The organism is Methylomonas sp. HYX-M1 (assembly GCF_040741385.1).
Taxonomy (GTDB): Bacteria; Pseudomonadota; Gammaproteobacteria; order Methylococcales; family Methylomonadaceae; genus Methylomonas; species Methylomonas rhizoryzae.
Genome location: NZ_CP160405.1, coordinates 4228149 through 4240378, shown reverse-complemented (window position 1 = coordinate 4240378; position 12230 = coordinate 4228149). Strand labels below are relative to the sequence as shown.

Sequence of the window (12230 nt, the reverse complement as noted above, 5' to 3'; positions counted from 1 at the left end):
GCGGGCAAATTGTTTAGCGGGTAAGCGTTCCGGTGTGTATGGCGTGAGTAGTTGGGTATTCTCTTTGTTTTTAAAGGGTTTTTCCCGCCAGTTTGCGGCGATTAGCTGTAAAGCGCTTGTGCGGCAGACCGGTTTTTAGTCTGATGTTTTTTCGGCGCTTGTGTTGCTTTTTTTGAATTGCGCTGGAGTAGATGTAAAAAAAGTAGTATTCTAACAACAGCGAATCGTATCAGGAGGGCTATTTTGCCTTATTTAAGGCAGAGTTCCTACTAAATTCGATTCATCGCCATTGGTTTTGGGGTGTTGTTTTTTTTTAACAGCATGCCGATGCTAATCGATTCAATAGTTTTGGAGAGTAGGTTGTGAGTGTTCCGTTACGTCAACAGTTGGCAGTGGGTAGTTATCTGATCAAGCAAAAACTGAAAGGCGTTAAGAAATACCCTTTGGTTTTAATGCTGGAGCCGTTGTTTCGCTGCAATTTAGCTTGCGCCGGTTGCGGGAAAATCGACTATTCGGACGAAATCCTAGACAGGCGATTGTCGGTCCAGGAATGTTTGGATGCGGTCGACGAGTGCGGCGCGCCCATGGTTTCCATTCCGGGCGGCGAGCCTTTAATTCACAAGGAAATGCCGCAAATTGTCGAAGGCATCGTCGCGCGCAAGAAGTTCGTCTATTTGTGTACCAATGCCTTGTTGCTCAGAAAGCGCATCAACGACTACAAGCCTTCGCCCTATTTGACGTTTTCCGTGCATTTGGACGGATTAAAGCATAGGCACGATGCCTCGGTTTGCCAGGAGGGGGTGTTCGACATTGCCGTCGAAGCGATCAAGCTGGCGCTGGGGAAAGGGTTTAGGGTTACCGTCAATTGCACCTTGTTTCAGGGCGAGTCGCCGGAAGAAGTGGCGGAATTTTTGGATTACGTCATGGCGCTCGGCGTGGAAGGCGTCACCATTGCTCCGGGTTTCAGTTACGAGCGTGCGCCAAGACAAGATGTGTTCATTAGAGGCGCGGACGTGAAAAATTTGTTCCGCGGCATTTTCAAAATCGGCAAAAACCGCAACTGGAAACTCAATCACTCCTCGCTATATCTGGATTTTCTGGCCGGTAATCAAAGCTACAATTGCACCCCTTGGGGAAACCCGACCCGGAATGTCTTCGGGTGGCAAAAGCCATGCTATTTGTTGGCCGACGAAGGTAATGCTTCATCTTTTCAAGAATTGCTGGATAGTACGCCTTGGGATAAATACGGCACCGTCAAAAACCCTAAGTGCGCTAATTGCATGGCGCACTGCGGTTACGAAGCGACTGCCGTCGAAGATACGTTGTCCAATCCGTTGAAAGCGCTGTGGGCTAATATTCGCGGGCCGAAGACGACGGGTGAAATGGTGCCGGAGGTCGTTCCGCAATTCGGCGCGACAGTCAATGCCAGGCTGGCTGAAATTCCGGTCAAAGTCGAATCTTAACGGCCTTGCGATAAGGTTTTTTCCACTTTTTCTAGCACAGAATGGCAGTTATGTTTAAAACAATAATGATCGGCTTGAGCGTACTGTTTACGCTTTTTTCGGCGGCGCCGTTTGCCGAAGAAATCGCGGCTCGTCAGGTGGTGGACGAATTCCAAAATCAATTGATAGACGTTATGAAGCAGGGCAAGGACTTGGGTTTTCAGGGGCGTTACGACAAGCTGGAGGCAGCGGTCAAGAAAAGCCATGATTTGCCCAAAATTGCCCGTATCGTGGTCGGTAAGCAGTGGGAGGACTTGACGCCCGAGCAACAAACTCAGCTTGAGGATGTGTTCAGCCGGCTCAGCGTGTCTGCCTATGCGCATAATTTCAAGGATTTCTCGGGCGAATCGTTCAATTTCGTTTCCGAAGAAGAAACCGGGCGCGGCGGCGTGATCGTACATACCAACTTGAAGATTCCCGGCGAAAAGGACGTCAAGTTCGATTACATGATGAAGAAAAAAGACGATGGCTGGCAGATTATCAATATAATAGCGGATGGTGTCAGCGACTTGGCTTTAAAGCGTTCGGATTACACCAGTGTATTGAATCGCGAAGGATTTGACGCATTAATCGCGAAAATCAAAGAAAAGATTCAGAGTTACTCGAAACAATAAGTTGTCAGGAAGCACTGCAGATGTTTACTCCAAGTTGCGCAGATAATCGCCAAATTTCGATGTTGCCGGTAGTGGTGTGTTTCGGAGCCAGTTTATTGGCCGGATGCGCAAGTACCGACACGGCTCCGTCGAGCGGCAATCTCGCTAGCGAAGCCAATTCCGTTCCCGCAGATCCGTACGAAGGTTTTAACCGTTCGATGTACGGATTTAACATGGGCTTGGACAAGTATTTTCTTAAACCCATCTCGGATGGTTATCGTTTTGTGACTCCCGACTTTATGCAGACGGGAGTCACTAATTTTTTTAACAATCTGAAAGGTATCAACGTCGTATTAAACGACGTATTACAAGGTAAGTTTTCACAGAGCGCTTCCGATCTCGGCCGTTTTACCACCAATTCGACAATAGGCATGCTTGGTTTATTCGATGTGGCAAGCGATTTAGGTTTTCAACAAAACGTTGAAGACTTCGGGCAAACTTTGGCGGTTTGGGGGGTCGATCAAGGGCCGTACTTGGTGTTGCCTGTATTGGGACCGACTACTTTGCGCGACGGCGGTGCCATCATCGTCGATAAAGCCGCCAATCCGGGAACTTATGTGCCGGGTACCGGCATCATAGAAGGCATCAACGAGCGCGCGAACGCCGAAGGGGCCTTAAATTTTATCGACGAAGCGGCTTTGGACCCTTATGTCTTCACCCGCGAATCTTTTTTGCAGTATCGAAAACATTTGATTAACGACGGCGAGGCCGATGCGTCCGCCCTCGAGTTGGACGTCGACGCCGCCCTCGACGAAGACAATGGGGTTGGCGACTCAAAAAAAAAAAGTAACGCCGATGTAGATTCCGCTCCGTCCGTTCAAGCCGTTCCAGCGACTAAGGCCGGCAACGATGCGACTGTCGAGGCGTTCGAGCAAATGTCCAAATCGGTCGATCAGGCTTTAAACCAATTTGAACTCGCGTCCGACAAAATGGATAAGCTGGGCCAACAAGCGGTTCGGAAGCGGCGTAGATAAGTGGATTATCCGGCACCGCCCATAAAAAAGACGCTTAAGCGTCTTTTTTATGGGCGGTGGTTTATTTCTGCCGGGAATTTCAATAATGTAATAGCGAATGAACCTGGTAGTTTCGTAACGATTCGCGCCCATGCAGAAAATCCAGCTCGACTACGAATGCGCAGGCGACAATTTGGGCGCCTAATTTCTCCAACAATTCGCAGCTGGCTTTTGCGGTTCCACCGGTGGCGAGTAAATCGTCTATCAACAAAACCCGGTCACTACTGTCGACGGCATCGATGTGAACTTGTAATTCCGCCGAGCCGTATTCCAAATCGTAGCTGACGCTTTGCACGTCGTACGGCAATTTGCCGGGTTTTCTGAGCGGGACGAACGGTATGCCGAGCTCCCAGGCCACCAGAGAGCCGAAAATAAAACCGCGCGCTTCCATACCGGCTACTGCGGTGATGTCTTTACCCAAAAACGGGTGTAATAGCTGATGTACGGCCAGGCGCAATGCGGCCGGGTCCTTGACTAGCGGCGTGATGTCTTTGAATACGATACCCGGCTTGGGGAAATCGGGAATGTCGCGAATTTTGCTTTTAAGTCTTTCCATTTTTTATCCATCTATCAAGCGCAGAACGCCTGGATTTTAGCGGAAATGCCCTGAGAGTCCAGGCCGACCAGACTCAAGAGCTCCTCGCGGCTGCCTTGCTCGACGAAGCGGTCCGGCAGACCGATGTTCAATACCGGCAGCAGAATTTTCTGCGCTTGCAAAAACTCCAGGATCGCGCTGCCGGCCCCGCCGGCGATGACGTTTTCCTCCACGGTCACCAACACCTCGTGGGTTTTGGCCAGCTCCAGCACCAAGGCCTGGTCGAAGGGTTTGACGAAGCGCATGTTGACCACGGTAGCGCCCAAGGGCTGGCCGGCTTCCGCGGCCGGCGCCACCATGGCGCCCCAGGCCAGAATCGCGATGCGCCCGCCCTGGTGGCGGATGTGCGCTTTACCGATCGGCAATTCGGTCAAGGCCGGGTCTATCGCCACGCCGGGGCCTTTGCCGCGCGGATAGCGCACCGCCGCCGGGCCGGGGTGGTTGAAACCGGTGGTCAGCATCTGCCGGCACTCGTTTTCGTCGGCCGGGGCCATGATCAGCATATTCGGAATGCAGCGCAAATAGCTGAAATCGAAGGCGCCGGCGTGGGTCGGGCCGTCCGGGCCGACCAAGCCGGCCCTGTCCAGTGCGAACAACACGTCCAGATTCTGCAAAGCCACGTCGTGGATCAATTGGTCGTAGCCGCGTTGCAAAAACGTCGAATAAATCGCCAGCACCGGCTTGGCGCCCTGGCAGGCCTGGCCGGCGGCCAGCGTCACCGCGTGCTGTTCGGCGATGGCCACGTCGAAATAGCGCTTCGGGTATTTTTGGGAAAACGCCACCAAGCCCGAACCTTCGCGCATTGCCGGCGTAATGCCGAGCAGACGCTCGTCCTTGGCGGCCATGTCGCACAGCCAGCGGCCGAACACCTCGGTGTAGGTCGGCTGGCCGGCCTGGCTTTTCGGCAGGCAATCCTTGGTCGGGTCGAAGGCCGGCACGCCGTGGTAGGCCAAAGGATCTTTCTCGGCCGGCGCGAACCCCTTGCCTTTTTTAGTCACCACGTGCAAAAACACCGGACCGGGGATGTTTTTCAGATTTTCCAGGGTGGAGACCAACACCTCCAGATCGTGGCCGTCGATCGGGCCGAAATAATTGAAGCCCAATTCTTCGAACAAGGTACCCGGCACGATCATGCCTTTGACGTGTTCCTCGGCTTTGCGGGCCAATTCCCACACGCTGGGCATGCCGGACAAGGCTTTCTTGCTCTCCTCGCGCACCGACGAATACAACTTGCTGGACAACACTTTGGTCAAGTAATTGTTCATCGCCCCGACCGGCGGGGAAATCGACATGTCGTTGTCGTTCAAAATCACCAGCAGATTGGCGTTGACGTCGCCGGCGTGGTTCATCGCCTCGTAAGCCATGCCGCCGGTGATGGAGCCGTCGCCGATGATGGCCACCATTTTCTTGTCTTCGCCGCGCAATTGCGACGCGATGGCCATGCCCAAGGCGGCGCTGATCGAGGTGCTGGAATGGCCGACTCCGAAGGCGTCGTACTCGCTCTCGTCGCGGGACGGGAAGGCCGACACCCCGCCCAGAGTGCGTATCGTGGTCATGCGGTCTTTGCGGCCGGTCAGAATCTTGTGCGGATACGCCTGATGGCCGACGTCCCAGACCAGTTGATCGACCGGGGTGTTGTAGACGTAGTGCAAGGCCACAGTCAATTCCACCGTGCCCAGGCCGGCGGCGAAATGACCGCCGGAGATGCTGACCGAATGGGTCAAAAAGCAGCGTACTTCGTCGGCCAGGGCTCTCAGCTTGTCCTTGGGCAGCTGGCGCAGGTCCGCAGGGCACTGAATGGTGTTCAGTAAGGGATAAGTTCCGGAAAGGCTCATCGAAAATTAAAAGAATTAAAAAGAGGGCGACCGCTTAATGCGTGCGTTCGATGATGTAAAGCGATAAATCGCGCAACAAATCGGCTTCGCTGCCGAAATCGCTCAGACTGGCGACGGCTTGTTCGTGCAATTCCCGGGCTTTTTGCTTGGCGCCGGCCATGCCCAATAGCGCCGGATAGGTCGGTTTGTCGTTGTCCGCATCCTTGCCCTGGGTTTTGCCTAAAGTCTCGGTGTCGGCTTCCACATCCAGGATATCGTCTTTAACCTGAAACGATAGGCCTATGCATTTGGCGTAGTGATCGAGTTTTTTCGCTATTACAGTATCCAGATCCGGCTTGGACCAGGCCGCCAGATTGACGCTGGCCCGAATCAACGCCCCGGTTTTATGGATATGCATATTTTCCAGTTCCGGCAAACTCAATGTCCGGCCCACCGAGCCGAGGTCTATGGCTTGGCCGCCTACCATGCCTTGAGAACCGCCGGCTCTGGCCAACGTGTTGATCATTTGCAAGCGTGCGGACGCATCTACCCGGATGCCGGCGTCGTGGGCCAGGATTTCGAAGGCCAAGGCTTGCAGGGCGTCGCCGGCTAAAATGGCGGTCGCTTCGTCGAAGGCTTTATGGCAAGTGGGTTTGCCGCGGCGCAGATCGTCGTTGTCCATTGCCGGCAGGTCATCGTGAATCAATGAGTAAACGTGAATGAATTCCACGGCGCAGGCGGGGGCATCCAATACGTCTTCGCTTAAGCCCAAGGCTTGTCCGGTGGCGTAAGTCAATAACGGGCGCATGCGTTTGCCGCCGTTCAGTACCGAATAACGCATGGCTTGATGCAGTTGTTGCGGCAGGATGTTGTCGCCGGGCAAGCGAGCGTCCAGCGCACGCTCGATGCGATTCTGGCAGGCGCTGAGGTAGGCTTTTAAATTACTCATCGTTAAAGGGCTCCAGAGTTTGTTGGCCGTTTTTTTCTAATAGGATTTGGACTTTTTGTTCGGCGTCTTGCAAGGCTTGTTGGCAGGTGCGAGTCAATTTGATGCCGCGTTCGAACGCTTTCAGCGATTCTTCCAGGGAAAGATCGCCCCGTTCCATTTGCTCCACCAGTTTTTGCAGTTCTTCCATCGCCTCTTCGAATTGGGAAGCGCTTTTGCGTCTAGACATGATATGCGCGCCGCAGTGCTAAAAAAATGACCGAGCATTATAGTATGAATTGGCTTTCTGGCCAGTGTGCAGGAAAGTTTGGATCGATTTGGCGACGCTCGCGCGGTAAGGCGTGGTGTGAAATTCGGTTGCTATTTCTAGCCGGCTCGCAGTGGCTGGGCAATTTCGCTTAAAGTCAGTCCGGGCGCTCGAACGTGTCGTATTGGCCGGCAGCCTTTGTCCTCGCTGTTTCCGCAGCGCTTATCTGTGTGATAATGTCCGCATTTTACGAGCGCGGACGATGACGGTTGAATCGGGCGAAAATCAAGCGGAGCGCCGTGTCCGAATCGAGACGATTTGCCTGCGTTTATTGGCGCGCCGCGAGCACAGTAAGCGGCAGTTGCTGGACAAACTGGCGATGCGCGGCTTCGAGCGCGACGAGGTGGCGGCGGTTATCGACGACTTGAGCCGGCAAAGCTGGCAAGACGACGCGCGTTATGCCGAATGCTACATCCGCGACCGGATTGCCAAGGGCTACGGACCGATCCGGATCGCTTACGAATTGCAGCAACGCGGCATTGTGGGCGCCGATTTGGATGTGCAGGCCGAGAGCCGAGGCGGTTGGCTGAATCTGTCCTTGGAGGTTTACGCGGGCAAATTCGGCGACGAAAAATCGCTGACGCCGCGCGAATGGGCCAAGCGCAGCCGCTTCTTGCAGCAACGTGGGTTTGCCGGCGACACCATCAAACAGGTGTTCGCCGAGTTGAAAATTAAGCTAAGCAGGGTGGATGCCGATAGCGGATTCGCCAACTGAGCTAAGCAAAGTACGCCAGCCGAACGGCGCGCGCGAGAAAATAAGCGGTACGGAGAGTTTTGCATGAAACACATTGTCATGGTCATAGGCGGCGGCGGGTTCTTTTTTCAAAGCGTATCGCTGCTGGGCAAACTTAACGCGGCCAATCGGATCCGCTTGGCCGTGCCTACCGACAGTCTGCAAATGATTCCGGAGATCGAAAAGCGCTTGCAGCGCCGTTTCGAAATCGTCAGGATTCCGCCGGTGACCACGATTGCGTCGTCGGCCGTATCGCGGGCACTGAATTTCGTTAAGTGTATCCGGGCGGCGCTGGCTATGCTGCACAGCGACAGGCCGGATTTGGTGGTGACCGTGGCCTCGTCGCTGGCGGTGCCGATTTTTTTGGCCGCCAAGCTGCTAGGAATCAAGACGGTGTACATAGACAGTATCACCCGGGTCAATCAAGCCTCGACTACCGGCCGCTTGCTCAGCAAATTCAAATTGGCCGACCGGTTTTACGTGCAATGGCCGGAAGCGGTGACGCTGTATAAAGGCGCCGTCTATAAAGGTACGGTTTTATGATTTTCGTGACGGTGGGTACCACGCTACCATTCGACGATTTGATTCGTTTGGTCGACGAAGCGGTGGGTTGCGGGGCAATACAGGATAAGGTGATTTGCCAAATCGGCCACGGCGCCTACCAGCCGCGGCATTGCGAGTTTTTCCACTACAGCCAGTCGCTGTCCGACTATCTGGATCAAGCCGACAGGGTGATTTGCCACGGTGGCACCGGTAGTACCCTGGACGTAGTGGCGCGCGGCAAAAAGTTCGTCGCGGTGGCCAATCCCAAGGGGGCCGACGACCATCAGACTCAGTTTCTGGCGCGCCTGGCTAAAGTGGTGCCGATTTTATGGACCCGCGAATTGAGCGAGGTATTGCCATTGTTGGCGCGCGCGGAAAACTACCGCTATCAGACCGCCGAAGTGCCGTCTTTGGCGGACGATTTGAACGGCTATATCGCGCAGCTAGGCTCGGAAGCGGTTTAACCGTGGAGAGATCGGTGGTATGTCCAATTCTCGATAGGTTTTTTGGGGGCCGAACTTTACTTGGGTTGACATTGAAACAGCCGAACTTAAGGCAATTTGCCAAGTAAAAAAACTACTAGGTTACGAGCGTTTTTAGCAGCTACGGATGGGCGATTTGCGAGTCGGATTAGAGTTTTTGATTGGCGAGTTGATTTTACCCGTTGTTTGCGCAGACGAGATATTGACAAAAACTTTTCATAGGTGCCGACCTTGGGAAGCGAGCGAATTTAATTTGGAACATACGAAATAACCACGATGAAACACATGACCAGCGCCGAAATCCGCGCCGCCTTTTTGGAATTCTTCCGCCAGCGCGGCCATGCCGTGCGTCCCTCCAGCAGTTTGGTGCCGGGCAACGATCCGACCTTGCTGTTCACCAACGCCGGTATGGTGCAGTTCAAAGACGTATTTCTGGGTCGGGAGAAAGTCGATTTCAACCGTGCCGCGACCAGCCAGCGCTGCGTGCGGGCCGGCGGCAAGCATAACGATTTGGAGAACGTCGGTTACACCGCCCGCCACCATACCTTCTTCGAGATGCTGGGCAACTTCAGCTTCGGCGATTATTTCAAGCGCGACGCCATCAATTTTGCCTGGGACTTTTTGACTCAGGAAATGGGCATCCCGCCGGCTAAGCTGTGGGTGACGGTGTTCGACGAGGACTCGGAAGCCGAAGCGATTTGGCTGGAAGAAGTCAAAATCGATCCGACCCGCTTCTCGCGGATCGGCGCCAAGGACAACTTCTGGGCTATGGGCGATGTCGGCCCGTGCGGCCCTTGCACCGAGATTTTCTACGACCACGGCGAACACGTGGCCGGCGGCCCGCCGGGCAGTCCGGACGAAGACGGCGACCGTTACATCGAAATCTGGAACCTGGTGTTCATGCAATACGAGCGCGACAAGGACGGCAACCTGACGCCGCTGCCGGCGCCGTCGGTCGATACCGGCATGGGCTTGGAGCGCATCGCCGCCGTGATGCAGGGCGTGCACAGCAATTACGAAATCGATATTTTCCAAAATCTGGTCAAAACCGCCGCCGCGTTGGCCGGCACCAGCGATTTGAGCAACAGCTCGCTGCGCGTCATCGCCGACCACATTCGTTCCTGTGCGTTTTTGGTGGCCGACGGCGTGCTGCCGTCCAACGAAGGCCGCGGCTACGTGTTGCGCCGCATCGTCCGCCGTGCGATTCGTCACGGCTACCGTTTGGGCATTCAGGACACCTTCTTCTACAAACTGGTCGCGCCGCTGGCGGCCGAGATGGGCGCAGCCTATCCGGAATTGGTTAAGGCTCAAGAGCAGGTCGAGCGGGTTTTGAAGAAGGAAGAAGAGCGCTTCGCCGAGACCCTGGACCAGGGCATGAAGATTTTGGAAAACTGCGTTGCCAAACTGGACGGCCACGTCATCCCCGGCGACGTGGTGTTCCTACTGTACGACACCTACGGTTTCCCGGTGGATTTGACCGCCGACTTCGCCCGCGAACATAACCTCAGCGTGGACCACGCCGGCTTCGAAATCGAAATGAGCGCCCAGCGCGACCGGGCTCGGGCCGGCGGCCAGTTCGCGGCCGATTACGACCAGGATATTCGCCACGACAGCGTCACCGAATTTACCGGTTACTCGCATCTGGACGGCTCGGTGCAAGTCATTGGCTTGTTCAAAAAAGGCCAAGCGGTGGAGAGCCTGGAAGCTGGCGATGAAGGCGTGTTGATTCTGGACCAAACCCCGTTCTATGCCGAATCCGGCGGTCAGGTTGGCGACAGCGGCTTGATCGAATGCACTGGCGGCACGTTTGAAGTGACTGACACCCAAAAACAGGGCGGCCAGTTGTTTTTGCATAAAGGCAAAGTCGTTAAAGGCGTGATTGCCGAGGGCATGGCTTGCGAAGTCAGCGTCAACGCCGAGATCCGCAAAGCGACCGAGCGTAACCACTCGGCGACCCACTTATTGCACGCGGCTTTGCGTAGCGTGTTGGGCGAACACGTGCAGCAAAAAGGCTCGCAGGTCAACTCCGAGCGCTTGCGTTTCGACTTCTCGCATTTCGAGCCGATGACGGCCGAGCAAATCGCCGCCGTCGAACGCCTGGTCAACGAACAAATCCGCGCCAATAACGCGGTCTGCGCGCAAATCATGGCTAAAGACGAAGCAGTCAAGGCCGGCGCGATGGCGCTGTTCGGCGAAAAATACGGCGACGAAGTGCGGGTATTGACGATGGGCGATTTTTCCACCGAGCTGTGCGGCGGTACCCACGTGCAGCGCACCGGCGATATCGGCTTGCTGAAAATCGTCACTGAAACCGGCGTTGCCGCCGGCGTGCGCCGCGTCGAAGCGGTGACCGGCCAAGGCGCGTTGGAATGGATTGCCCAGCGCGAACAGGCCTTGCTCAGCATTGCCGGCCTGCTGAAAGCGGCGCCGGACAAGACCGCCGACAAGGTGCAACAGTTGCTGGAGAAAACCCGCCATCTGGAAAAGGAACTGGAAAAACTCAAAGGCAAACTAGCCAGCTCGGCCGGGGACGAATTGACCGATCAAGCGGTAGACGTAAACGGCGTTAAGGTGCTGGCGGTCAAATTGGACGATGTCGATCCCAAGGCCTTGCGCGATTTGGCCGATCAGCTGAAAAACAAACTGGGTAGTTGCGCCCTGGTGTTGGCCGCGGTTAGCGGCGATAAAGTCAGCTTGGTGGCCAGCGTATCCAAAGACGCGATGGATAAGATCAAGGCCGGCGAGTTGGTGAATTTTGTCGCGACCCAGGTCGGCGGCAAAGGCGGCGGCCGGCCGGATATGGCGCAAGCGGGCGGCAACGATCCGGCCGGTTTGCCCGGTGCATTGCAGAGCGTGGCGGCTTGGATTGCGGAACGGGTGTAGGATTTAGCGGTCTAGTCTTGTTAACGTTTGCGCATTGAGTGGCCGGCCTGCGGCTCAATGCGCATAACCGTCGCTGTTTTTTTCCACCCAGCGTTGCCGGCCGTCGCTTAAGGTTTCTCGCTTCCAGAACGGCGCTTGGCTTTTCAATTCTTCCATGATGTAGCGGTTGGCGTCGAAGGCGTCGCCGCGGTGCGCCGACCAGACGGCGACTAATACCAGCGTGTCTTGCGGTTTTACATCGCCTATCCGGTGCAGTACCAAGCTATTCAGTAGTTGCCAGCGGCTTTGGGCGCATTCAACAATACGTTGCAGCTGTTTTTCGGTCATACCCGGATAATACTCCAAACTCATGGCGGACACGCCGTCGCCTTGGTTGAAGTCGCGCATGCTGCCGACGAACACGGCGGTAGCGCCGAATTTGCCGGCTAAATCCTGGAAGTTGGCTTGATAGGCTTGGACTTCCCGCCATGGGTCGAAAGCCTCGGCGCGTAGTTCGATCAGCATCTCAACCTCCGGTTACCGGCGGGAAAAATCCCAGTTCGTCGCCGTCTTGCACTAACGCATCCAAATCGACGTATTCCATGTTGACGGCAGCCAACAGCGGTTCCGGCAACGGCAGATTCGGGTGCAGTTGCCGCCAAGCGTCGCGCACGCTGAGCGGCGTTGCATAAATCAACTCGTCTTCCGAGCGGCCGACCTTGTCTTTCAGGCTGGCGAAATAGCGGACTCGAATGGGCATGGGGGTCACCGAATACAATA

The 12230-nt window shown here is 55.4% G+C and carries 13 protein-coding genes; 7 read left to right on the top strand and 6 right to left on the bottom strand.

Features of this window, described 5'->3' with window-relative positions:
* Positions 1-362: 362 nt before the first annotated feature.
* The 3 genes from hpnH to AB0A83_RS19105 are packed head-to-tail and all read left to right on the top strand — an operon-like array spanning position 363 to position 3129.
* Positions 363-1463 carry an adenosyl-hopene transferase HpnH gene (gene hpnH / locus AB0A83_RS19115; RefSeq protein WP_150051224.1) on the top strand — a complete coding sequence of 367 codons (1101 nt, stop codon included), beginning with the start codon at positions 363-365 and terminating at the stop codon, positions 1461-1463.
* Between the two features lie 50 nt (positions 1464-1513).
* A complete protein-coding gene (locus AB0A83_RS19110; protein WP_150051222.1) occupies positions 1514-2116 on the top strand; it encodes an ABC transporter substrate-binding protein in 603 nt (200 codons plus the stop codon).
* 20 nt (positions 2117-2136) lie between these two features.
* The gene (locus AB0A83_RS19105; RefSeq protein ID WP_367154971.1) at positions 2137-3129 is read left to right on the top strand and encodes a VacJ family lipoprotein; all 993 of its coding nucleotides are present in this window, start codon (positions 2137-2139) and stop codon (positions 3127-3129) included.
* Positions 3130-3208: 79 nt separating this feature from the next.
* On the opposite strand, the gene AB0A83_RS19100 is transcribed toward AB0A83_RS19105, so the two are convergent.
* From AB0A83_RS19100 to AB0A83_RS19085, 4 genes are read right to left on the bottom strand one after another with little or no spacing between them, the layout of a single operon-like run.
* A complete protein-coding gene (locus AB0A83_RS19100) occupies positions 3209-3724 on the bottom strand; it encodes an adenine phosphoribosyltransferase (RefSeq protein WP_150051218.1) in 516 nt (171 codons plus the stop codon).
* A 14-nt stretch (positions 3725-3738) separates the two neighbouring features.
* Positions 3739-5598, bottom strand: a complete 1860-nt coding sequence (gene dxs / locus AB0A83_RS19095; protein ID WP_150051216.1) for a 1-deoxy-D-xylulose-5-phosphate synthase — start codon at positions 5596-5598, stop codon at positions 3739-3741.
* A gap of 34 nt (positions 5599-5632) precedes the next feature.
* Positions 5633-6526 carry a (2E,6E)-farnesyl diphosphate synthase gene (gene ispA / locus AB0A83_RS19090; protein WP_150051213.1) on the bottom strand — a complete coding sequence of 298 codons (894 nt, stop codon included), beginning with the start codon at positions 6524-6526 and terminating at the stop codon, positions 5633-5635.
* Positions 6519-6752 (bottom strand): exodeoxyribonuclease VII small subunit, encoded by a 234-nt coding sequence (locus tag AB0A83_RS19085; protein WP_150051211.1) that lies wholly within the window; start codon positions 6750-6752, stop codon positions 6519-6521. Before AB0A83_RS19085 ends, ispA begins: the two co-directional genes overlap by 8 nt.
* Before the next feature lie 280 nt (positions 6753-7032).
* Here AB0A83_RS19085 and AB0A83_RS19080 point away from each other — a divergent pair, with 280 nt between their 5' ends.
* From AB0A83_RS19080 to alaS, 4 genes are all read left to right on the top strand, one after another.
* The gene (locus tag AB0A83_RS19080) at positions 7033-7545 is read left to right on the top strand and encodes a regulatory protein RecX (protein WP_150051209.1); all 513 of its coding nucleotides are present in this window, start codon (positions 7033-7035) and stop codon (positions 7543-7545) included.
* A gap of 63 nt (positions 7546-7608) precedes the next feature.
* Positions 7609-8106 carry a glycosyltransferase gene (locus AB0A83_RS19075; protein WP_150051207.1) on the top strand — a complete coding sequence of 166 codons (498 nt, stop codon included), beginning with the start codon at positions 7609-7611 and terminating at the stop codon, positions 8104-8106.
* Positions 8103-8570: a glycosyltransferase gene (locus tag AB0A83_RS19070; protein WP_150051205.1), complete on the top strand. Its 468-nt coding sequence runs from the start codon at positions 8103-8105 to the stop codon at positions 8568-8570. The genes AB0A83_RS19075 and AB0A83_RS19070 overlap by 4 nt, the downstream gene beginning before the upstream one ends.
* Before the next feature lie 294 nt (positions 8571-8864).
* Positions 8865-11471: an alanine--tRNA ligase gene (alaS, locus tag AB0A83_RS19065; RefSeq protein WP_367154969.1), complete on the top strand. Its 2607-nt coding sequence runs from the start codon at positions 8865-8867 to the stop codon at positions 11469-11471.
* 54 nt (positions 11472-11525) lie between these two features.
* Here the strand turns inward: alaS and AB0A83_RS19060 are convergent, their stop codons facing one another.
* Together AB0A83_RS19060 and AB0A83_RS19055 are read right to left on the bottom strand one after the other, a co-directional pair.
* Entirely contained in the window at positions 11526-11975 is a 450-nt protein-coding gene (locus AB0A83_RS19060; protein ID WP_150051203.1) for a molybdenum cofactor biosynthesis protein MoaE, read from the bottom strand.
* Between the two features lies 1 nt (position 11976).
* On the bottom strand, positions 11977-12210 hold the full coding sequence (locus AB0A83_RS19055; RefSeq protein WP_150051201.1) for a MoaD/ThiS family protein: 234 nt from the start codon (positions 12208-12210) through the stop codon (positions 11977-11979).
* Positions 12211-12230: the final 20 nt, after the last annotated feature.

Bases quoted from the DNA above. Each gene is read 5' to 3' on its own strand.
- AB0A83_RS19110 (WP_150051222.1), top strand. From the start codon at position 1,514: ATGTTTAAAACAATAATGATCGGCTTGAGCGTACTGTTTACGCTTTTT.
- AB0A83_RS19085 (WP_150051211.1), bottom strand. From the start codon at position 6,752: ATGTCTAGACGCAAAAGCGCTTCCCAATTCGAAGAGGCGATGGAAGAA.
- AB0A83_RS19055 (WP_150051201.1), bottom strand. From the start codon at position 12,210: ATGCCCATTCGAGTCCGCTATTTCGCCAGCCTGAAAGACAAGGTCGGC.
- AB0A83_RS19080 (WP_150051209.1), top strand. From the start codon at position 7,033: ATGACGGTTGAATCGGGCGAAAATCAAGCGGAGCGCCGTGTCCGAATC.
- ispA (WP_150051213.1), bottom strand. From the start codon at position 6,526: ATGAGTAATTTAAAAGCCTACCTCAGCGCCTGCCAGAATCGCATCGAG.
- AB0A83_RS19075 (WP_150051207.1), top strand. From the start codon at position 7,609: ATGAAACACATTGTCATGGTCATAGGCGGCGGCGGGTTCTTTTTTCAA.
- AB0A83_RS19105 (WP_367154971.1), top strand. From the start codon at position 2,137: ATGTTTACTCCAAGTTGCGCAGATAATCGCCAAATTTCGATGTTGCCG.
- dxs (WP_150051216.1), bottom strand. From the start codon at position 5,598: ATGAGCCTTTCCGGAACTTATCCCTTACTGAACACCATTCAGTGCCCT.
- AB0A83_RS19100 (WP_150051218.1), bottom strand. From the start codon at position 3,724: ATGGAAAGACTTAAAAGCAAAATTCGCGACATTCCCGATTTCCCCAAG.
- AB0A83_RS19070 (WP_150051205.1), top strand. From the start codon at position 8,103: ATGATTTTCGTGACGGTGGGTACCACGCTACCATTCGACGATTTGATT.
- alaS (WP_367154969.1), top strand. From the start codon at position 8,865: ATGAAACACATGACCAGCGCCGAAATCCGCGCCGCCTTTTTGGAATTC.
- AB0A83_RS19060 (WP_150051203.1), bottom strand. From the start codon at position 11,975: ATGCTGATCGAACTACGCGCCGAGGCTTTCGACCCATGGCGGGAAGTC.